General features: G+C 58.9%; 26 protein-coding genes and 1 pseudogene. All 27 read right to left on the reverse strand.

Annotated elements, in window-relative coordinates:
* Positions 1 to 4: 4 nt before the first annotated feature.
* Positions 5 to 1,264, reverse strand: a complete 1,260-nt coding sequence (locus C4J83_RS08180) for a phage late control D family protein (RefSeq protein ID WP_124416739.1) — start codon at positions 1,262 to 1,264, stop codon at positions 5 to 7.
* The gene (locus C4J83_RS08185; RefSeq protein ID WP_124416740.1) at positions 1,261 to 1,701 is read right to left on the reverse strand and encodes a phage tail protein; all 441 of its coding nucleotides are present in this window, start codon (positions 1,699 to 1,701) and stop codon (positions 1,261 to 1,263) included. The genes C4J83_RS08180 and C4J83_RS08185 overlap by 4 nt, the downstream gene beginning before the upstream one ends.
* 5 nt (positions 1,702 to 1,706) lie before the next feature.
* Positions 1,707 to 5,144, reverse strand: coding sequence for a phage tail tape measure protein (locus C4J83_RS08190; protein WP_124416741.1), 3,438 nt, complete (start codon positions 5,142 to 5,144; stop codon positions 1,707 to 1,709).
* The gene (locus tag C4J83_RS08195; protein WP_082430453.1) at positions 5,134 to 5,253 is read right to left on the reverse strand and encodes a GpE family phage tail protein; all 120 of its coding nucleotides are present in this window, start codon (positions 5,251 to 5,253) and stop codon (positions 5,134 to 5,136) included. Before C4J83_RS08195 ends, C4J83_RS08190 begins: the two co-directional genes overlap by 11 nt.
* A gap of 8 nt (positions 5,254 to 5,261) precedes the next feature.
* Positions 5,262 to 5,597, reverse strand: a complete 336-nt coding sequence (locus C4J83_RS08200) for a phage tail assembly protein (RefSeq protein WP_124416742.1) — start codon at positions 5,595 to 5,597, stop codon at positions 5,262 to 5,264.
* Between the two features lie 49 nt (positions 5,598 to 5,646).
* Complete coding sequence (locus C4J83_RS08205) at positions 5,647 to 6,162, reverse strand: phage major tail tube protein (protein WP_124416743.1); 516 nt, start codon at positions 6,160 to 6,162, stop codon at positions 5,647 to 5,649.
* Between the two features lie 57 nt (positions 6,163 to 6,219).
* Positions 6,220 to 7,389, reverse strand: coding sequence for a phage tail sheath protein (locus C4J83_RS08210; RefSeq protein ID WP_124416744.1), 1,170 nt, complete (start codon positions 7,387 to 7,389; stop codon positions 6,220 to 6,222).
* Positions 7,390 to 7,516: 127 nt separating this feature from the next.
* Positions 7,517 to 7,948: a phage tail protein gene (locus C4J83_RS08215; RefSeq protein ID WP_124416745.1), complete on the reverse strand. Its 432-nt coding sequence runs from the start codon at positions 7,946 to 7,948 to the stop codon at positions 7,517 to 7,519.
* On the reverse strand, positions 7,945 to 9,486 hold the full coding sequence (locus C4J83_RS08220) for a phage tail protein (RefSeq protein WP_124416746.1): 1,542 nt from the start codon (positions 9,484 to 9,486) through the stop codon (positions 7,945 to 7,947). Before C4J83_RS08220 ends, C4J83_RS08215 begins: the two co-directional genes overlap by 4 nt.
* Positions 9,483 to 10,184, reverse strand: coding sequence for a phage tail protein I (locus tag C4J83_RS08225; RefSeq protein ID WP_124416747.1), 702 nt, complete (start codon positions 10,182 to 10,184; stop codon positions 9,483 to 9,485). Before C4J83_RS08225 ends, C4J83_RS08220 begins: the two co-directional genes overlap by 4 nt.
* Positions 10,184 to 11,095, reverse strand: coding sequence for a baseplate J/gp47 family protein (locus tag C4J83_RS08230; RefSeq protein ID WP_124416748.1), 912 nt, complete (start codon positions 11,093 to 11,095; stop codon positions 10,184 to 10,186). The genes C4J83_RS08225 and C4J83_RS08230 overlap by 1 nt, the downstream gene beginning before the upstream one ends.
* Entirely contained in the window at positions 11,092 to 11,436 is a 345-nt protein-coding gene (locus C4J83_RS08235; protein ID WP_124416749.1) for a GPW/gp25 family protein, read from the reverse strand. Before C4J83_RS08235 ends, C4J83_RS08230 begins: the two co-directional genes overlap by 4 nt.
* Positions 11,433 to 12,011: a phage baseplate assembly protein V gene (locus tag C4J83_RS08240; protein WP_124416750.1), complete on the reverse strand. Its 579-nt coding sequence runs from the start codon at positions 12,009 to 12,011 to the stop codon at positions 11,433 to 11,435. Before C4J83_RS08240 ends, C4J83_RS08235 begins: the two co-directional genes overlap by 4 nt.
* 110 nt (positions 12,012 to 12,121) lie before the next feature.
* On the reverse strand, positions 12,122 to 12,667 hold the full coding sequence (locus C4J83_RS08245; RefSeq protein WP_124416751.1) for a hypothetical protein: 546 nt from the start codon (positions 12,665 to 12,667) through the stop codon (positions 12,122 to 12,124).
* A gap of 41 nt (positions 12,668 to 12,708) precedes the next feature.
* Positions 12,709 to 13,167, reverse strand: a complete 459-nt coding sequence (locus C4J83_RS08250; protein ID WP_124418843.1) for a phage virion morphogenesis protein — start codon at positions 13,165 to 13,167, stop codon at positions 12,709 to 12,711.
* Complete coding sequence (locus C4J83_RS08255) at positions 13,164 to 13,640, reverse strand: phage tail protein (protein WP_124416752.1); 477 nt, start codon at positions 13,638 to 13,640, stop codon at positions 13,164 to 13,166. The genes C4J83_RS08250 and C4J83_RS08255 overlap by 4 nt, the downstream gene beginning before the upstream one ends.
* Positions 13,637 to 13,888: an Rz1-like lysis system protein LysC gene (gene lysC, locus C4J83_RS30625; protein ID WP_218569112.1), complete on the reverse strand. Its 252-nt coding sequence runs from the start codon at positions 13,886 to 13,888 to the stop codon at positions 13,637 to 13,639. Before lysC ends, C4J83_RS08255 begins: the two co-directional genes overlap by 4 nt.
* A pseudogene (locus tag C4J83_RS30660) lies at positions 13,815 to 14,180 on the reverse strand (Rz-like lysis system protein LysB); the annotation flags it as partial. The pseudogene C4J83_RS30660 and the gene lysC, both read right to left, overlap by 74 nt.
* Positions 14,177 to 14,380: a hypothetical protein gene (locus C4J83_RS08265; RefSeq protein ID WP_124416754.1), complete on the reverse strand. Its 204-nt coding sequence runs from the start codon at positions 14,378 to 14,380 to the stop codon at positions 14,177 to 14,179. The pseudogene C4J83_RS30660 and the gene C4J83_RS08265, both read right to left, overlap by 4 nt.
* On the reverse strand, positions 14,377 to 15,222 hold the full coding sequence (locus tag C4J83_RS08270) for an N-acetylmuramidase domain-containing protein (protein ID WP_124416755.1): 846 nt from the start codon (positions 15,220 to 15,222) through the stop codon (positions 14,377 to 14,379). The genes C4J83_RS08265 and C4J83_RS08270 overlap by 4 nt, the downstream gene beginning before the upstream one ends.
* Positions 15,219 to 15,497 (reverse strand): phage holin family protein, encoded by a 279-nt coding sequence (locus C4J83_RS08275; RefSeq protein ID WP_124416756.1) that lies wholly within the window; start codon positions 15,495 to 15,497, stop codon positions 15,219 to 15,221. The genes C4J83_RS08270 and C4J83_RS08275 overlap by 4 nt, the downstream gene beginning before the upstream one ends.
* Before the next feature lies 1 nt (position 15,498).
* On the reverse strand, positions 15,499 to 15,852 hold the full coding sequence (locus C4J83_RS08280) for a putative holin (RefSeq protein WP_064451435.1): 354 nt from the start codon (positions 15,850 to 15,852) through the stop codon (positions 15,499 to 15,501).
* 27 nt (positions 15,853 to 15,879) lie between these two features.
* Positions 15,880 to 16,092, reverse strand: a complete 213-nt coding sequence (locus C4J83_RS08285) for a tail protein X (protein WP_124416757.1) — start codon at positions 16,090 to 16,092, stop codon at positions 15,880 to 15,882.
* On the reverse strand, positions 16,092 to 16,553 hold the full coding sequence (locus C4J83_RS08290) for a head completion/stabilization protein (RefSeq protein ID WP_124416758.1): 462 nt from the start codon (positions 16,551 to 16,553) through the stop codon (positions 16,092 to 16,094). The genes C4J83_RS08285 and C4J83_RS08290 overlap by 1 nt, the downstream gene beginning before the upstream one ends.
* 101 nt (positions 16,554 to 16,654) lie before the next feature.
* A complete protein-coding gene (gene gpM, locus C4J83_RS08295) occupies positions 16,655 to 17,374 on the reverse strand; it encodes a phage terminase small subunit (RefSeq protein WP_124416759.1) in 720 nt (239 codons plus the stop codon).
* Between the two features lie 11 nt (positions 17,375 to 17,385).
* Positions 17,386 to 18,393, reverse strand: a complete 1,008-nt coding sequence (locus tag C4J83_RS08300) for a phage major capsid protein, P2 family (protein ID WP_124416760.1) — start codon at positions 18,391 to 18,393, stop codon at positions 17,386 to 17,388.
* A gap of 45 nt (positions 18,394 to 18,438) precedes the next feature.
* A complete protein-coding gene (locus tag C4J83_RS08305) occupies positions 18,439 to 19,317 on the reverse strand; it encodes a GPO family capsid scaffolding protein (protein WP_124416761.1) in 879 nt (292 codons plus the stop codon).
* Positions 19,318 to 19,396 lie beyond the last annotated feature (79 nt).

Below are 19,396 nucleotides of genomic sequence, written 5' to 3' on the forward strand. Positions count from 1 at the left end.
GCGTTTAATAAACCTTCTTTTTAAACTCTCGATCTAGAGCCCGCTTGGCTGTTTTCTCACTCGCATACAACCACCGCAACCGCCTCGGCCTCGCTTGGTCCCCCGCAGTAATCGTCTTTTCCTTCCCGGTTTTTTGGTCGCGGTAGTAGGCGATGATCCCCGTGTAATCTCCCCTGTTTTCTTCCGCCAAGTCTTCAACGTTGTCTTCTGGCAGTTTGCTTTCCAGCTCCAGGCTGACGGTGTAGCCGCCATCCGGGCTCAAGCTGTGCTGCACGTTGCCGCCGTACCAGATGATCTCGTCGATTTCCGCTTTAACGCCCTGGAGCGTGTAGGTCAGTTCGGGGATCAGGTCCGGCCGGCCCATCGCAAGGGTATAGCTGAGCGTGGCACTGCCGCGTTGCAGGCGTCGAAACTCGGCTCTTGCAGCCCTGAGCGCTGACTGCTGATCGCTGTAGGTGTGGCGCAGATCCTTGAGGTTCTCGCCACCGCCGGCAATCGCTTCCTGTTTCTTAGCGCTGTGCACGTCGTAGAAATACGCGCGCACGCCGTCGTAGCTGTCCCGGTCAGCCTGCAGGTAACGGTGCTGGTCGCCGTCTGCGCGGGTGAGCGTGATGTGGGGTAGGGGAAGCCCGCTGGCTGTCTTTCCACCGCCTGCGGGGATGCATAGCAGGCACCCCGCCTTCACGCTGGCTACCGCGTCAAATTCTTCGCCCAAGCGGGTGATCAGGTTGGCATCCGATTCGTTGGCCTGGTCAAGCTGCAGGATCGGCAGGGCACCGAGCGCGCCGGCGACGGTTGAGGTCAGGTTGTTTCCCATGGCGATATCGCCGATGACCTTGCCCAGCGTGGTATTGCTCCAGCTACGTTCGCGCTTGGTCTTCAGCCCTTTGCGCAGGTCTGCCGATCGAGCGCGGATGCTGAGCACATCCGGCGCGCCGCTGTGTTCCGTCTCGTCGACGGTGTAGGTGCCCTTGTCCACCAGGCCCGTGTCGCTCCAGCCCAACCACAAGCGAAGTACCGCGCCCTTGGGCGGAATCGACAGCAGGCCGTCATGGTCGCTCAACGTAATCGTGAGCTGATCGGCCTCGACGCCACGGTTGTCGGTTAAATCCAGGCTCATCAGCCGCGGGCTCACCTTCATGGCGATATCGTTGCCATCGACCGTGAGGCGGAAGGCCGGAACGGGATAGGCAGCGTCCCGAACGAAGCGTTCCGCCGTATCCACAAGGTAACCCGTGACGTTGGACAGCGCGGCCCCTATCACAGCAACCCCCGCAGAATGCTGAGCCCGGTGCTGGTAGCAGCGCCGAGAAGGTCTATACGGTCATCATCGGTACGCTTCAGCGTAAGGGTGAACTCGATACGGCGCGGCGTGCCGTCTTTGAAAAAGACAGTTTTAGTCTCGTTCAGGCTTTCTATCACCCACAGCCCGTATATCCGGCCGGTACCTTCAACCATCGGCCAGGCCTTGCCGGTGTTCGCCATCAAACGCAGTGCGTCCAGACTGAGAACGCTGCCTGCCAATTCCGGGAGGATGATACCGGGGAGGGTGATGGTGTCTTCACCACGGCCAATAAACTGCAGTGCGGGAGATGTGCCCACGCGGCTGTTGCTGGCATGGCGCCAATTGGTTTGGCGCTGCAGCTCCTGGTAAGCGAGGGTCGATAGGCTGAACACGAACATGCCAAGGCTGAGCATCATGGCGATTAATCCCGGTCCGATAACTTGCTGCGCTGACGCGCGCGCTTTTCGTTTTCAATCTTGTTGAGCATGGCGCGCAGGCTTTTCTCCATGGCTTGCATGTCCATGCCAGGCGCTGCTGCGATAGTGATTTGGTAGGTGTCGTGGCTGTCGTAGACCACCGATGTACCCGCGCTGCTGATAGGAGGACGATCATCGACCGCCAATGCCGGCATGGCTGTTGCGGTTAAAGCCAGAGTGCCGGCGGCTGTCAGCTGCTTGCCCATGCTCGACAACGCATTGAGCGGTCCCTTCTGTCCACCCTCCAGGCCTTTTGTCAGCCCCTCCATGGTGAAGCCGCCCAGCTCAGCGAACACCCGTGACGGGCTGTGGATGCCGAGCTTTTCTTTGAACCATCCGATGCTGGAGTCGCCAATGGAGCTGATGGTGCTTTTGACGGCGCCGAGGCCAGCTTTCAGTCCGTTGACCAGACCATTGACGATCATCCCGCCGAATTCGGTGAATTTCCCAGGCAGCTCTACGCCGAAGTAACTCATGACCCCGGCGAACGCCTGGTAGAACAAGCCAAGCGGGCTGAAGTTGATGATCAGTTGCAGGATGCCCGCAAGGCCCTGGTCAAAGCTGGTTTTGATAGTGGTCCACACATTGACCGCGCCGTTTGCGATGGAGCCGATGCTTTGCAGCAGCGTCATGATCATGTTGCCGATGGCTGCGCCGAAGCGTTGGCCCATTGACTGGGCGGCACCGCCGACGTCTTCGACCGGTTTCAGCAGGTCGGTGAACCAACCGATAACCCTTCTGATGCCGGAGGAGATCATGTTGAATAGGGGGCGAACGATGCTGCCAAGCAGACGCAACGCAAAACCGATAACCGGAATCGAGTAGGCCGCTTTCGCCAGGCTGATCAGCAGCCCCCCGAACTTACCGAACCCGGCGAGCACCGGCTGCAGGGCTTCGGTAAGTCCCTGCCAGAAACCGAGGAAGAAACCCTTGATCGGTTTCCAGTATTTGTAAATCAGCAACGCGGCCGCGACCAGGCCCGCGACGGCGGCTATTAGCCATCCGACCGGGGTAGCCAGGATGGTCGCGCCGACCGTGCTGATGGCGCCGCTGAGCATTGGTAATACGCTGACTGCCGCAAGTCGCGCGGAACTGATTAGCGTAGGGATGACGCTCATGATCCCACTGGCCGCCCGGCTGGCCGTGACGGTTTTCCAGACTTTCCCCATCCGGCCCACCTCTACACCGGCGCTAGCGGCTGCGATACGGGTTCCGATCAGTTGAGCTTTGATGCTTCCCAGCCGGATGCCGAACATCGCCATGCCGTAACGCAGCACGGCGAAAGGGCCGAGCATGCTTGCCATGGTCAATGCCAGCGTGCCGAAGACTAGGGCTGCAGCCGCGACAGCCGCGACGACCTTTACCAGGCCGCCGGCCAGTTTCGGATTTTCCCGCGCCCAGGTACCCACTCCATTGGCAAGTTCTCCTAGGGTGTTGATGAGACTTTTCAGCTCTGGAGCAACAGCAGCGCCGAACTCGGCCATGGCGTTGGTGAAACTGCCCTCGGCCGCTTCCATGACGTTGGTGAGAGTGCCGAGCTGTTCGTTCACACGGGTACGCAGGTCGGCCTGGACTCTCAGCTTTTCTTGAATTTCCTGATAGCCGGCGAGCCCCTTGTTCATCATGGTGTTCAAGGTGGTCATGGTTTCGGCGTCGTCGCCAAAGAGCTTACTGATTACGGCCGTACGGTCCGTATCGTTCAGAACCTTCAGCTTTTCCACCTGAGCGTACAGGTTCTGCAGGCCAGCAAAGTTGCCCTTGTCATCCGTGAATTTGAGCGAGACGCCCTTGTTCGCGCCTGCTGCGATGCTGTTGGCCTTATCTACCTTGTCTTGATTCAAGCCCGCCTGGAAAATTTTACGGAAGGCGTTGCCTGCTGAACTGCCATCCATGCTGGCTTGGTCCATCATAATCAGCAGTGGGGCGAGTTCTTTGGCTGCATCGATCCCCGACTTCTTTATGACGTCCATGACAGGTGAAATCTTGCTGAAGCCCTGAATCATGTTGCTCGGTTCCATACCGGCATAGAAACCACGCTGGATGGTGTCCATCAGTCCCATCATGTCTTTTTCAGTGGTGCGCGTGGCGTCCTGCATCTTGGCGGCAAACTCAGCCGCCTCAGTGGCTTCCATCTTCATTTGCACACCGAGGTACGCGGCTGCTTCCCCGGTGCCGCCCAGGATGCTTTGTGCACTGATGCCCTGGCGCCGAAGCATCGTCATCATGTTTTGAAAATCGGCGGTGGTGCCCGGCAGGCGGTCGCCCAACTTGGTCGCCAGGTCTGTGATCTTCTGAAAGTCCGTGGACACCTTGCCGGTGTCGTCCATCATCGACACCTTGAGCTGTGTGGCCGAGTCTTCGTTCGGGGCGAAGGCCTGAATTGCCGACACCACAGGGCGGCTGGCGGCGTATCCCACCCCGAGCCCTGCGGCACCAGACACAGCCATACTGCCCGCCAAGCTCTGGGTTTTATCGTAGGTGGCGCGCGCCTTAGCCAGGCTTTCCTGTTTACGCCTCAGGGCGTCCAGGTGGTCCATCTGCAACTTGATGGCCTGGGTGGCACTGTCCATGTCGCGCTTGAGTTTCAGCTCGGAGGCGCCCAGGGCATTGGTGTTGATGCCGGCGGTCTTGAGCTGTGCACCGAGGCTGGCGAGTTTCCCTTGCTGCTGGCCGTACTGCTCGCCCAGGCGCTTCGACTCGCTGGTGTGCTGTTTCAGCAGCGCGAGCTGATCCTTGAAAGGAGTTTCCAGGCGGCGGAGCTCGTCGCGCAGGCTGGCATGGCCCGCACGACTGGTGCGCAACTGCGCGTTGTTGAGTGTAAACCGGTCAGCCAGGGCCTTTTCCTTGGCGGCGAGCTGGTCCAGCTGGGTCTTGCGCTCCCGCTGGGCGGCTGTGAGGCGGGTGTATTCGTCGTGCTGCGCTCGGGTCAGTACATTGCCCTTTTGCATCACGGCATTGAGCGCCGCGATCTGGCTGGCAGATTGGCGGTGTTCGTCGCTCATCAACCCCAGGGCATTGCGTGTCCCGGTGAGTTCGCGCTTGAGGTCGGTCTGACTGGTTTTAAGCGTGTCGACCTTCTGCCGCGACTTCTCGAACAGCGCCTGGGTCGGTGCGAGCTGCTGACGGACTTTGGCTGTCTCGCGGGCCAGCTGGCCCACCTTGGCATTGTTGGCTGCCAGCGCTTCGGACGTCGCTCGGGTGGCGGCTTGCATGTCACGCCAGGCACTGACGTCGCGTTGCTGAGTGTTGAGTTCTTTCAGGCGGTCACGGGCGGCCTTGAGGGCGCGGGCGGTTTCTTTGCTGCCCCCCGTGATTTTGTTCAGCGGACCTGTGGCCTTGTCGATGGCGCTGAGCAGCACCTGAAGTCTCAGATCATTCGCCATCGTTGGAACTCCGTACCCTGGCGCGTTCGCGCCAGTCCATCAGGTCTTGCAGGCCCAACTGATCCATATCAGCCGGTGCCCAGTGAAAAACCACAGCCAGATCGGCCATGGCGTCCTCTACGCGACGAGGGATGCATCCGTCTTCGCCGACTTCTGCAACAAAAAACCGGAGATTTTGCTGCTCAGGGCCAGTAGGTCGGCCGGGTCCATGCCGGCGACTTCGACGGCGGTGAGGCTTGGCGTGCTGATACGCGGCAGAACCTTGATCAGGCTGGCGACATCCATCTGCAGCAGCTCTACCAGGCTCACGCCGCGTAACTCGCCGGAGTTGGGCTTGCGCAGTGTGATGCTGTTGATGCTGGTGGTCCCGCGACGGATCGGTGTATCGAGAATGACGGTGTTCTCGTCGGCCAGCTGCTGCACGTCAGGTTGTTCGGTGGTTTCGTTCTTCATTGGATTCGCTCCTGGTGATTAAAGGGTGATGATCGATCGAGGGTGCGGGTCAGATGCCCATGCCGTTGCGGTGCTTCTCCAGCATGTCCACACCGTTGACCTTCTCGACAAAGTTGAGCAGATCGATCTCGATGATTTCTTCGCCATCTACGGTCAGCTTGTAGTAGCTGCAGGTGGTGGTCATGGAGTGTTCAGTGTCCTCGCCGGGCTGGGCATCGCCCATCTCGATGGTTTCGTGACGGCCACGCACAACCACTTCCACATTGCTGACTTCGCCTGTGTCGTCTTGCTGGTAAGGGCCAGAGAATCGCAGGGCCACACTGGAGGCGTTGACCGCGCCGAACTGACGCAGAGAGATCAGATCGAGGCCACCGGTCTTCCATTCGAACTGGATGCCGTCGTCGGACATGCCCAGGTCAGCTTTGACCGGGCCATTCATGCCGCCGCCGCGATACGCTTCCATCTTGCGGCCGAGGGAGGGCAGGGTGAGGGACTTCACCAAGCCGAGATAGCTGTTGCCGTCATTGAACAGGTTGATGTTTTTGAGCTTGCGAGGCATTGCCATGGCGGTGTTCTCCGGGATACGTGTTCAGGGTGAACTCCCCTCGCGGGGAGACCCGGTTTAGCTGCTGATGCCCTTGGCGAAGTCGATCAGGTAACGGTCGGTGATTCGCTGGCGGAAGGTGAGGTCTTCAAGTGGCGGCACGGGGGTGTAGTCGTAATCAAGCCAGAGCTTGCCGGCCTTGAGGGTGTCTTTGGTGTTGATGTCGTCCGGGTTCCAGCAACTGCCGCCGATCAGGTAGCCCTGGGATTTCAACTCGCGCATCTTGGCGCTTACGCCTTCGACCAGGTCGCGTACCAGGGAGGCGTGCATAGGGCGGTCAACTGCCCACATGTGCGCTTCGCCCATGGTGTCCGCGAGGATCTGCGCGGTGCGGGTGTAGTTTTCGAAGGCGAACAACGGGTCATCACTGCAGGTGCGGCTACCCCAGAAGCGAAAACCGTTGGCGTTGATCAGGGTGGTGACGTCGTTGCTGTTGAGGTAGTTGGCGTCGGTGGCTGGGTTTTGCAGATCCCAGAACACGTCGGCGCTGATACCGGTCACGCCACTCACGGCCACGTTGGACAGGGTTTTATGCCAGCCCGTCTCCTGATCGATCTTGGCGCGAAGGCCAAGTGCACGGGCCACAGCCGATGCAGTAGTGGTCTTGTTGGCGACGGTGTCCCAGTTCTGGAAGTCCGGCCAAATCACCATCATTTCGCGTGCACCGAAGTTCTCGCGGTACGCCACTACCTCTTCCTTGGTTTTGCAGTTCCAGGCGCTGACGTATGCAAAGGCGCGCAGGTCTTTGGCGATGGCGCCGAGGGCGGTGGCTACTGGCAAACTGTCGAGGCCTGGCACGCCAAGGATACGCGGAGTCATGCCCACACGTGATTTGGCGGCGAGCAGAGCTTTCATGCCGGTGTATTGACCGGTTGGTGTTGTACCGCCAATCAGGGCGCTCGTAGTCGTCGCTTCGTCAGCGCCTTCTTTGACCCGTACCACGATAACGTAAGGCTTGGTCTGGTCGGCGATGCCTTGCAGGCTGGCAGCCAGGGTGCCCTTGACGCCGGCCTTGCCGACGGCGGTTTGCACGTTGGTGATGAGGACTGGAGTGTCCAGAGGGAAAACGAGTGGGTCCGCATCTTCAGCGGTGCAAACCATGCCGATGACTGCGGTGGGAATAGTGCGAATGGGGCGGGTGCCGTCGTTGAGTTCGATGACCCGCACGCCGTGGAGATAATCGGCCATGGGTGGGTGCCTGCGCTGTGATGGAATGACAGTGCAGAGGTTGCCGCGCGCGCGCCGGTTGGGCGAGCGGCGGGGCTTGTAGGGGAGGGCGTTACAGGGCCAGGTGGTGTTTGCCTCCTGGCAGGTGCTACTGAATTTGGTCAACCAGCCATTGAGGCGCGGCCGGTCGATGCTGACTCAGTGGGAACTCGCCCGCTTCCGGCCAGTTACGGAGTAAACGCCGATATGCTTGCAATTCAGCGTACTGCTCCGGTGTTAGCGTGGTTGGCGACCCGTCTTCAATCTCATCACGATGCCGGGTCACTACCCCGTCTGTTGCCGTCAGCTGAACCGAGCGCCAATACCGCTCGACTTCGGCTAACTGCTCGTCCGTCTGCTCCGGGGCGTCTATCACCACAGGCCATTTGTCCGGCCCACACACCAAACGTTGTCCATGACTGACTTGGGCTAGCAGCTCATCCCTGGCTTCGGCGGAGAACTCCCGCGCATCAGCAGGGATAAACGTGCATACCTGATCGTCGTAGAAAAAGCCTGTTTTAGGACTATAAAAGACAGTCATGCTTTACCCCTTACTCGCCAAAAAAATGAGGCGCTAGCGCTATAGAGATTTCGAACGGTGATACTCCCGGGCGTGCTATTTCTCGCTTGCAACACTGGATAATCACCAACTTTTTGACCGCTGGAAAAATCGGCAAACGTCAGCTGAATATCTGTAGGCACCGCCGAAAGCGCGTAGGGCAGCGGGATTACCGTGTCAGAACCTGATGGAGCCGAAACATAAAGACCCCATTGTTCAACGTCCCCACCAGGCAACTTTTGATGACCTGTCGATTCGGCAAAGTCGGCGATGTGCCTCAAAGACGCCGAACCGGCCATGAAGTAATTGGAGCCTTGCACGGTTACGTCAAGAGACGCGCCGACGTTGACCACAACGCTCGGCAACGTGCGCGTGGCAACGGCGGACATAGTTCCACCAGCCGGTGGCACTACTGTCAACGGAGCCCCACCGACGTTTCTGATGTGGATCGTCGCTCCAATTGGCACGTTGCCAATTGGAGGAAGAGTTAATGAGATTGCAGACCCAGAATTCGCCAGAACAAGACGACCAAAATCTGATGCGGACATGCTGGCGGTGATTTCATAGATCCTGATACCGCTCAGGTTACCGAGCGCCCGCTGCACGAATTCGGTATTAGCCAGCGTTTTACCGCTGTCAAACAGAGGGGCTGTTGGAGCTGTGGGCTTATCCAGAAACGCCGGCGAACTGATCGGCGCGAGACCTTGCGTAATATTTTTGAAATTCAGTCCCGTGGTTCCCAGGACAATCGCCGCGTCGGTCGACAGCAACCACAACGTATCGGCATTCACCGCGCCCTGCTCGGCGGCAACCAACAAGCCCGGGGTGACCTTGACGCTGGTATCTGCATCGCTGGTCCGCTTCCAAATCTCCGCTGTGAGGTAGATCCCGTTATCTTTTGCCTGCGCCTGGTCCTTTACCAACACCCGCGCGCCGAGCGGCACTGCCACACCGTCAATCGTTTGTGCACCAGCCAGCTGGATCGGCCCAGTCGTTGCCACCAGCACCGATTGCTTCACGTCTTGCCTGTTGATCCCGTCGACCACCGAATCATCGACATACTGGCGTGTAGCCAGAACGACGTCGGGGTCGATCTTCAGCACCACGTTGGCTGCGCTGGATACAATGAAATTCATGCGAACGACTTGCGTGCGGCCTGAGCCTTGGGACATCAGCGGCTTATAGCTTGGTGCGCAATTCGCTACGGCTACCAGGGCGCCGTCTGAGTCATACAAGCCTATTTCTCGAATCCACCACCCACCTTCGTCGGCAGGAATGACTTGTTCCGCTACGATGATGTTGGGGTTGGCCGGGTCAACCGACAGTTTGTTCAGTGGTCGGCGGCGCCGCTCATTGATCAGTTTTTTTTGTGCACGGTCAGGGATCGGATCGGTGCCATTGGCATCACCCACGCCAAGCTCGGTGAGTTTCCAAGGTATGCCCAGGGCGTCGGCATTGGCCTGTTTGGCTTCGCCGGTCGCAGTGAGAATCGCAAAAAACTGAGAATTCGGATCGATCATGGGTAGATGTCCAGTGTGTCGATGGAGTGTTCCCGCCCGGCTGCGCCGATGTAGCAGGTAAGGTCGATAACGCCGGGGACCGGCGGGTAAACGCTAACTGTGTCGATAGTGTGTTCACGGCCAGAGCTGCCGATCACGCCTGTGGTGGTGATGTCGCGCAGGATTGGGGGGTAAACGTCGATTTCATCGCCTTCATAGACGCTGGCGAATATGCTCATCACGCCGGTGGTTTCAAGGCTGATAGCCAGGCCGGTCAAGTGTCGGGTGACTGGCCTGGCGTCGTCGATGAGCCAGGTCAGCTCTTGGTACATTTCCTCGGTTATGCCGGTTTCGAGCACACCCACCTTGATCGCGAATGTACCTGGCACGCCGTTCGGCGTGGTTTGCCACCACTCAAGCACTTCAATCAGATACCCCAACGGTTCGACCACGCGCCGCAGGGCTCCGATGGTGCCCTTACGCGAGTGGATGAAGTGGGATGATCGAATGGCCGACCGTTTCGCGGCTTCAGGCCATTTGCTGTCCCAGCGATCAACCGAGAAGGCCCAGGCCAGGTATGGCAGCAGCTCCAGCGGGCAAGCGTCGGGATTGCAAAGCTGGCGCAGTGGAATGGGCACGCGCTGAATTTGCGCCAGCGCTTGAGCAGCTTGTTGTTCCAGCGTCGTCGAGTTTCCTGGCAGCAACTGCTGGACGCCCATCACTCGGCTCCCCGCGTGACTTTCACGGCCGTACAGTAGGGCGCTTGGGCCTTGGTCGCGACGATATCGACCCAGCCTTCCAACTCGACCTTGCGTACTCCTTCGACGTGCAGCGCGGCATGAATGGCTGACTCCGACACCTCCATTCCCAGTCGGCGACGTTGATTGACGTACGCCAGCAAACGCGCTTCAGCGGCCGCAAGAATCGGCTCGGACTCCGGCCCGCTGGACAAGAGGAAGAGTTTGGCCTTGACCTGGTAACGGACGATTTGGGCGCTCTGGACGGTCAGACGGTCTGCTACCGGCCGGCGGTCATCGTCGCTGACGTAGGCGTTTACAGCGGCAAGCAAGTCGGCAGAGGCCGTGCCATCGCCAAGCAAAGATTGCACTGTGACGACGGCAACGGCTGGCGATGGGCTTTCGGCGGTAGCGTCGGCCACGCGACCATCGGCGGCTCTCGCGTGGAAGATGTAGCTGTTCCGTGGCCCGGCAGTACTCAGGCCCTCCCAAGCCATTTGCGCACGTTCGCGTAGGCTGTCGTCGCTCTCCATGAGCCTTGGTACAGGCGGTACCGCCGATGGCTTGCCTTCCTGGATCACCAGTCGTTTGACATTGAAGTTCGCGGCAAGCTGTTCCAAGTCGGTGCCACGGGCTGTGGCAAGCAAGTTAGCCAAGGAGGCTTCATTGACGCGCTGACGCCAAACAGTCTCGCGGTATGCATTCTCCTGCAGCAGCTTGTTCAGCGGCTCTGATTCCATTTCGAGGCGAGCGGCGATTTCAGCTTGTTCGCTGATCGGCCACAGGCTGATGGCGTAAGCCTTGCGCTCGGCAAGGATCTGCTCAAAGTCGATCTGCTCGATGATCTGCGGGGCCGGGAGCTGGCTAAGGTCGATGGCTGCAAAACTGTTCATACACTGCCTCCCAGCTGCAGCGGAACGCTGAGGCTCAGCGGTTCATTGGTGTCCACCACAGTGCCTTCCAGATCGATCGAGGCTTGGCCCTGCATGTTCGCCCCAGCGAACTGCACCCGACTCAGGCTGATACGGGTTTCCCAGCGCATCAAAGCCATAACGGTCGCCGCGTAAACCCGCAGGCGAGTCACGTCGTTGAAGGGATGGTCCACTAGCTCCGGCAACAGGCTGCCGTATTCGCGGCGCATGACGCGGGTGCCAATGCGGGTGGTGAGAATGTCGGTGATCGACTGACTGATGTGCTCGCGATCTGCGATGGCGCCGCCGGTTTGTCGGTTCATGATGGGATCGGCACTCCCGACTGCTCGCCACCCTGCTTAACGCCAGAGGTAAGGTGATTTACCAGGCTGACGTTCGCCGCGACTACGTCTTGCGAAACATCGACTCGGCCGGTGATGTTCTGATTGCCGGTTTGGACGTAGTCGCCTTTGTGCGTGATGTCGCCTACCAGGTTGATGCCGCCGGTGCTGATCAGGTTGGTGGTGCCGCCGTCGACCAGCGTGGCGTTCAGGTGGTGGGTAACGCTGTCGTACTCGATCACCGTACCGTCGGCGTAGGTGCGCCGGTGCAGGCCGGCGCGGTTGCCATTGGCCGGGATGTGGTCGCTGAAGACGCCCGTGACTACGATGCCGTTGGCAAGCTGGCCGGATGGGCTGAACAAGATGACCTGTTCGTCAACGGTGGGCGGGTCCCACTCGCGGTCCGAGCCTGCGCGTAAAGTCAGCCAAGGCAGCCAAGCGGTAGTCAGCGTCCCGGTTTTTACCTTTACGCGCGGAGGCTCCATCTGCACGGCGTCGATGACGCCGAAGCGGATGAGGTTTTCTAGCAGGCGAGAGAGGGCGGCGTAATCTTTCATGGCGCCGATGATGGCGCCACGCGTGAGGGATTGCAGCTTCCTAAAGATGTAAACACCCTGTTTACAGGTGCTGAATTATCTCAGAGTGAATGCGCAAACCACTGAGCAAATTATCGAACTAAAACCACTATTGTCAGAATCAAAAATACCAATGCAGAAGATGCAGTCGTGACAATGACGAGGTTAAATTTTTTTTCCATTTTTTCAATTGACCTTGTTATGTTTTTTAACTCCATATTTTGACAGTTGTGTTTTCCGTTAGTAGATGGCGATTCATAATCAAGAGAAGACTTGTCTGCATGAACTGCAATTATGCTTCCGCCTGCCCCGGAACAGGCAAATAATAATACTTGTGAGTAAATATCTAGGTAATCTTTATAATTGTCGGGGATGGTGTTAATAGGGATAAATATATATATGAGTTTTAGATATAATTGCTGAAATAGAACTCCGAATAATATTATGAAAAGTCCTTTCATTACGCGATCTTGTTTAAGGTCAAGTATCATTACCAGGGTTAAGAATATTCCTATGATTAACGTCGATATCGCTATTTCAGGCTGCTTGAATATTCCCGCTGTAATAGGTGCTGCTAACGTCAATATAAACGCGGTAATCCATAAGCCTACGATGATTTTATAATTCGGTTTGCTCATTTGTTGCTGTCCATGCGTTTGAGATTAGTATCCATAAAATGCTAATGAGTTAATGTCGTCAGTAAAAGGTCATGGATTATATCAAGGTCTTTGTCAGTAAAACCCAACAATTCCCTTTGGTCATAGCGTACCTCGGGGGCGCCACGCTCCGCTCGGTCTTTCAAACCGTATTGGTGAACCTTAGCGATGCGGGAGACCCGCCCTGTAAAACCCACGGTGACTGCATTGCTTTCGCCATGGACCTTCAGGTAGGTCGCAGTGCGCAGCTTTTTGAACATCTCAACCTTGCGTAGAATTCGGCCTTGCTTATCACGCAGATCACGTTTTTTACGGGGCGCAAATTTACTGCCGTCCGGATTTTGCTGCGTCTGGACACGTTTTTGCTGGCTGCGCCGCAGTTCCTGGCCGATGGAGCGGGCGAGCTTATTGCGGGCAGCGGGCTGTAGCTGCTTCAGCAGGCCGGCAGCCCAGGTTTCGAGGGCTTCTAAGTTTCCGCTCATTTCGGCACAACCCATTCGCTGGTATCTCCCTGGGCACCCGGCACCCAGTTCGGATCGAGATAACCAGCGACGCGTTGAGGCTCGCCGGCATGTTTTACGGTGGTGTTGCCCTGGTCATCCGTGCCGACGATTACTCGCTCTGTGAGCGCGAGGGTCAGGCTCATGTCCACTTTTTCCTTGTCAAGGATATCGGCTTCGAACTGTATGCCTTGCTTGACCTTGTCGAGGTTTTCCAGCAGCTCCGGTTGATTGACGCTAAGCCAACCCAGGATCGGCAGGATCACGGTGTCGGGGTGGTCAGCGAACTCGGTGAGGATAATCTGAAGGTCATAACTGTATTCAAACGACAGGCTTGCTGCCGCCGTGCACCGTACCTTTCCGTTGTCGATGAAGATCAGCAGGCGGTCAGGGTCGTATTTGAAGTCGGCGACGGTGGCCAGCAGATGCGCGCGCAGGCTTTCGGGTTTGTTCATGGGGCTGCCTGTTGATGTTTGTAGACCATATCGACCTGCGCGGCGCACTCGGCCCAGGCAGCTTCGGCCCGGTCCCCATCGGTGAGCAGGTCGCCGTTATTGGCTGGGCTTGTCGCCGGCAGTTGGCAGGGCACCACGGCCGGACATCCAGTCACGGTAAGCGGCGGCGCTGGTGAGGGCGGGGCGCTCGCGCACCCGGCGAGCAGCGTCAGGCAAAGGCTGAGCAGCCCAGTGGCGAAGTTCGGCATTTTCACGTTTCAGTTCCTCTATGGTTTGCTCGCGTTTCGCCAGGTCCCGGCGCAACAGATCCTGCTGCGTGCGCAGGGTGCCCTGAGCGTCGCGTTCCTGCTTCAAGGTGTCTCTGAGGGTATCGGCAGTGGCCAGGTTGCGGTCGGCGTCCTGACTCGCGGCCTTGGCCGTGTCTTGTGCCCGCGCGGCTTTACCTTCAGCGACGTCAATGCGAGCTTCCTGCCCCCAGATCATCAAAGCCAGGGCACCGAGGAGCGCGAAACCGTAAAGAGCCTGGCGAAGGATGCTCATGCACGGTACCAGCCGAGTTTGTTCATTGCGGCGGTGTCGAGGCGCTTGATCGGGCCGCGTACGATCACGGCTCTGGCACCGTTCATGATCTGGATGGCTTCGCCCAACTGTTGCATGTCGTCCTGCTCGGTCGACTCCGGCACTACCAGCAAATCACCGTCCTGCACCCGCAGTTTTTGAACCGCGTCGAAGTCGATCATGCTGCCACTCCTTGCCCGCACCCGCAGACTGCGTGCCGTTCGTAAGCGCGCTGCAGCTTGGTGTCATAGAGGTTTCGCAGATAATCCGGCCCGTTGTACAGCTTCGCAAACTCTGCCCATTTACGAGCTTTCAGTGCCTTGTGCAGCACCGGGTCGGTTTCAATGAAGCGTGTGAATGCCTCGAATTGCTGCGATTCGCCGGCACTCATTGCCGCCACGAAGTCCTGCACGCTGGCGTAACCGAGGCGTTGCCAGTGATAGCCCATGATTTGGAAGGCGCCCCAGGAAGCTGACTCCAGTGCGGCTGTGTCATCAATCAGCCGGGCCATAGCCAGACGCTGGTGCTCGGCGGTACCGCCGATGTAGCCACCGGCCTTTGGGTTGACCAAGGCTGGGTTGGTAGCAGCCAGTTGATCGGCCTGGCGCTTGATCTCTGCAGGGTCATCACCCGCGTGCCGAACTTTGGCGAGCTGGCGGTACATGATGTGTCGTTCGAACAGGATCACAGGCTTGCCGTTGTCCAAGAAACCTTTACCCTTGGATTCCACTTCGTTGACCGCGTAAATGCTTGCCAGCGGCACGTCCAGGCGTTCGGCGGCGTTCACCAGATCGTTATTGCGTAGCAGCCGGGCGCAGTCACTGCCGGCCAGGCCGGCCTGGGTCTTGCTGCCAGCGATGCCGTCGGCCACCAAACCGACTCTCACCTGGTACGCGCGGACTGCCGCCTCTGTAGCGTCACCGTAGTTGCCGTCGGGTACCAGTTTTGCGCCTTGCCTGTTGAGATTCTTTTGAAGGATAAGCACTGCTTGCGAGCGGTCGCCGTGGCGAAGGGTGGTAGTCATGCACTGGGCCTCAACAGGGCGGCGACGTTGCCGCGTGAACGGAAAATCAGGATGCAGAGCAACACAATCGAAGCGGCCTGCCCAAGACTCGTGGGCTGGCGGTCCAGAAGGATTTCCAGACCGCAAATGCACAAGGTGGAGCCAAATAGGCTCGCCAGCAGCGAGATGCTGCGCCGGTACCGCGCATCGCCTCGGGTGTAACAGGCCAGGCGTAGAGCGCTCAGCAGGTAGGCGATTGCCGTGATCAACTGCACGGCCAGTTCGATGTTCGGCATATCAGGTGCCCCCTCTGATGCGACGCCAGATGTCCCAGATGTCCGCCTTTTCCACCCACACCATCAGCTTGATGCTGATCGGGATGACCACCAGGGCACAGATAAAAGCGCTACCGCCGCTGGTAATGAACGGGATTGCTTGCAAGGCCATGGGGGCGAACAGATAGCCGACCCCGGCGGATAGGAACAGGGAGCCCAGGCGCTGCCAGACCTTGAGGTCGCGCTTGGTGCTGGTGACCAGCCAAGCGCCGAGGATGGCGCCGAACAGCGCTCCATCGTCGATAACTGGCGTGACGCTGGCCAGGCCCAAGCCAATGAGCAGGCCAGATACAACGCTGGAAGTCGGATCAGCCATGGTGTGGGTTTCCTTGGTTGCAGGTGGTCAGTCCCATAGGTTCACCATCTGCCGTTGGGGCGCGCTGGTTTGAGCTTCTGGCATGTTGACGACAAGGCCTTGCGGCAGGACGGGGCCGTAGTCAGCCAGACCGGGGTTGGCCTGCAGCACCGCCTCGGTGACGCCCGCGGTTCGGCCGTAGTACCGCCAACACAAAGCGTCGACGGTTTCGTTTTGATGGGCACGGACAGATGCGGGCATCAGATCAGCTCCACGGTGGTGCGGCTTTTCTCGAGAAAGTCCCTGATTGCCCAGCGCAGATCGCGGCGGTAGTCGTCGATGGTGGGGGCTACCTCTTCGGCCTTTTTATTACCCGCGTTGGTGGCGCTGTAGTCGCGATACCGCTCGCAGACTTCTGCGCCGGTGCCGGCTTCGATCGCGCGACGGTAGAGGTGAGCCTTTACCGATACGTCCTTGATGCGATCACCTGGCACGTCGTCCAGCTTCAAGTAACCAGCCGCCTGCTGTGTCGCGCGCCAGTCGCTGAGTTCGCGATTGAGATTGATGGCTGCAGCGATCACGGCGGTTTCCAGGCGGGCAGGGGTGACGCTGGAGTCGATGCGCAGAGTGGCGCGCAAGTTGTCCAAGTCTATCGACGGCCAGAATGGGTCGGTGTTGATGTGGCCGCTGGCGACGGTGCCGCTGGCTACAAATGCGCTCATGAGACTGCACTCGAAAAATAAGTCGCCGGTGGTCGGGGCTTCACGTTCAGGAGGAGCGGCCTGGCCGATCCGCCCCGAGCCGGCGGGGTGCGTGGGGACGCTCAGTTAGCTGCGGGAGCAGCGTATTTTTTGAGGAGGCGCTCAACGCGCTCCAAATCCTTCTTGCCACCGCAATTTGTGTTCAGCTCGATGGCCCGGGACAGATATTTTTTCGAGGACTCCAGGTGACACAGGGCGACTACCTTGCTTTCTGACGTGTCGTCGTCGGAAACCATCTCCGCGAAAGCCTTGCCTAGCGCCAGATGCAGCTTGGCTTTCGCTTGGTCGGGCATGTCTTCTTCACCCGCGATTTGCTCAGTCCGGAGCAACAGTTTCACGTCGAAGGTCCCACCGGCCTTCTGCGCCTTCAGGGCGACCTCGGCAACTTCTTCGGCAACGATGGTGCCGGTCGTGCGTTCGAAGCGGTCAGGCATGAGCAATGCGTGCTGGATGACGTACTCAGCAATGTCCAGGGCGCCGGCAAAGTCGCCGGCATCCATTCGCCACACCATCAGAGTGGTCAGTACTTGGTCCTGCGCGCCTTTGCCGCCTGCCAGGACACCTTCCACGTATGGGACGTATTCGGGTAGCAATTGCTTTTTCAGCTCTGCTTTACCCTCGGTGGACTGCACCTGTTTCAGGCGCAAGTAGTCCTGCTGAAGCTTCGCCAGGTGCAGTTCGTAAACAGTGGAACCTTCCATGGTCATGGCTGGGCCGGCCACAGCAGCCGCTGCAACGGCTGCTGTGACGCGCTGGAAGTGACGACGGCAAGGATTGGTCATGTTTGCGCGCCTTAGCTCAGGGTGATGTTTTCGGCCATGGCTGCGCAGCCAAGGTCTTCGATCACGTAGGCTTCGTTGACCGACTCGTAGTTCTCGATACGGTCGCGTTTGGCGTTGTCCACCACCGTGCGGCGGCGCGTGCCTTCCTGCCAGTAGATCGACAGGTTGTCGAGGCGGGTAACCAGCAGTCCGTTCGGAGGGAAGTGAGGCACTCGCACCGCCGGCAGGTTGCCGATGCGCTTCTGGCTGGTGACGATATCGGCGGCGAGCATTTCGGTCGGCGCTTGGGACTTGTTGATGATCGGGAAGTATTTGTCGGCCAGCAGCTGGCGTCCGCAGATCACTACCAGGTCAGTGTCTTCTTGGTACCAGGGCTCGATGAACTCATTGACCATGCTAACGACCAGGGCGTCGATGTTTTCGAAGTCCTTGCCCGCGCCAATCTGAATTTCGCCGCTGCCGTCGACCACTTCTTTCATGACGCGCGCAGGGTTTTCCAAGCGCATTTTTTGCAGCCATCCGACGTTGACGTCCTGCAGCAGCTTGTTGATGTCCGGTTTGGAGGTCGCCGCGCGGCTGGTGCCGTTCCAACCAATCATGATCCGGTTGAGTGCCTGAGCCCGGATGATGGCGTCACGGATACGCGCCTGGAAGTCTTTGAACTTGGCCCATTGATCCAGCTTCTGGTAACGCAAGCCGGTATCGAAGTTGGTTTGGGTGCAGGTGTACCCACGGTTATCGAGGCCGGTAGGGTCGCGTGGCTCGCGGTCTTGCTGAGTGGTATCGGTGGTGCCGGCGATAGTGCCGTCGATACCGATGCCGATTTTTTCGCCAGACTGCTCGGATACGCCGTAGACATTGATCGAGCTGAGAAATGCGCTCGACTCCTGCATACGGGTTTCCAGAGTCTGTGCAACGGATGGAGCGGCTGTGAACTTGGTGGTGACGTCGCTCACCCCGTGCAGTTGAGCGAGTTGTTGCAGGTAGGCGTTGAAAAGAACGCGAGTATCGTTACGCATGGTGTTCTCCGATGTTCCTTGGCTATGTGTTGTCCGTTGTTTGGATCAGCAGTCGGTGACGAGCTTCCCGTCACCGCCCGTAGCCGGCGGGCGAACGGAGTGCTGCGATTTTTGACCTGTGGTGTCCAGGGTGTTTTCGAGTCGGGTAACCAGGTCAGTGAAGTCGGTGGACAGCTTGTCGTGGGCTGTCTGCAGCTTTTCGCGAGCTGACTTCTCAGCAGTGAAAGCCTTGCCCTGGTTGGCGACGTGCTCGGCCATGGCCTCGACGGCTTCGCCGAGTTCAGTGAAGAGAGCGGCGTCCTTGCCTTCCTTTTCCTTGCTCTTGCCGAGGAGGTCGAGAACACGGCTGAACAGGCCTGCGACCTTGCCGCTTTCGTCTTCAACTTCTTCGAATTCAAGTTCAATCTCGACGACCTCAGAGAAGAGGTTGCCGGGATCGCGTTTGCGACCGGTCAGCGGATTCATGTCCGGATGCTGTGCGCTGAAAGTCAGCATCTCGGTGCCCAGGCTGGCGGGGGTATCGGTAACGGCGATGCCGTCTAAATAGGCGCGGCCGGTGTCGGCGAATTTCGGCCGAATCTCGATGCTGGTGTACAGCTTCTGCCGGGCTTTGTTCATGGCGACCAAGTCGGCGGTCGGCTCGATTTGGGCGAACAAGGCGAGTTTTTTTGCCCCGGCGATCTCTACTTCTTCGGTCTTCAACGCGACCACATCGCCATAGGCCCGGAAAGGACTGTCGGGCAGCATGCTACGCATGTGCTCGATCCAAACCCGAGCGCCATAGGTGTTCTGGCTGTAGGTTTCGGCAGCGTCGACCAGCCATTGGCGTTCGATCTGGCGTCCATCGGTGGTGGCGCCTTCAACGGCGACGCGGAAGAACTTGGAGCGTTGTTTCTTGGCTGGGTTGTCGGTTTTGCCGGCCATGCGTGAATCCCTCAGTGCGGTGGCAGTCTGCCTTGGCGATGAGCGCATGTTGTTGAGCGCGGGCGCGACGGGCAACGAG

Origin of the sequence: Pseudomonas sp. LBUM920 (assembly GCF_003852315.1) — a bacterium.
Lineage (GTDB): Bacteria > Pseudomonadota > Gammaproteobacteria > Pseudomonadales > Pseudomonadaceae > Aquipseudomonas.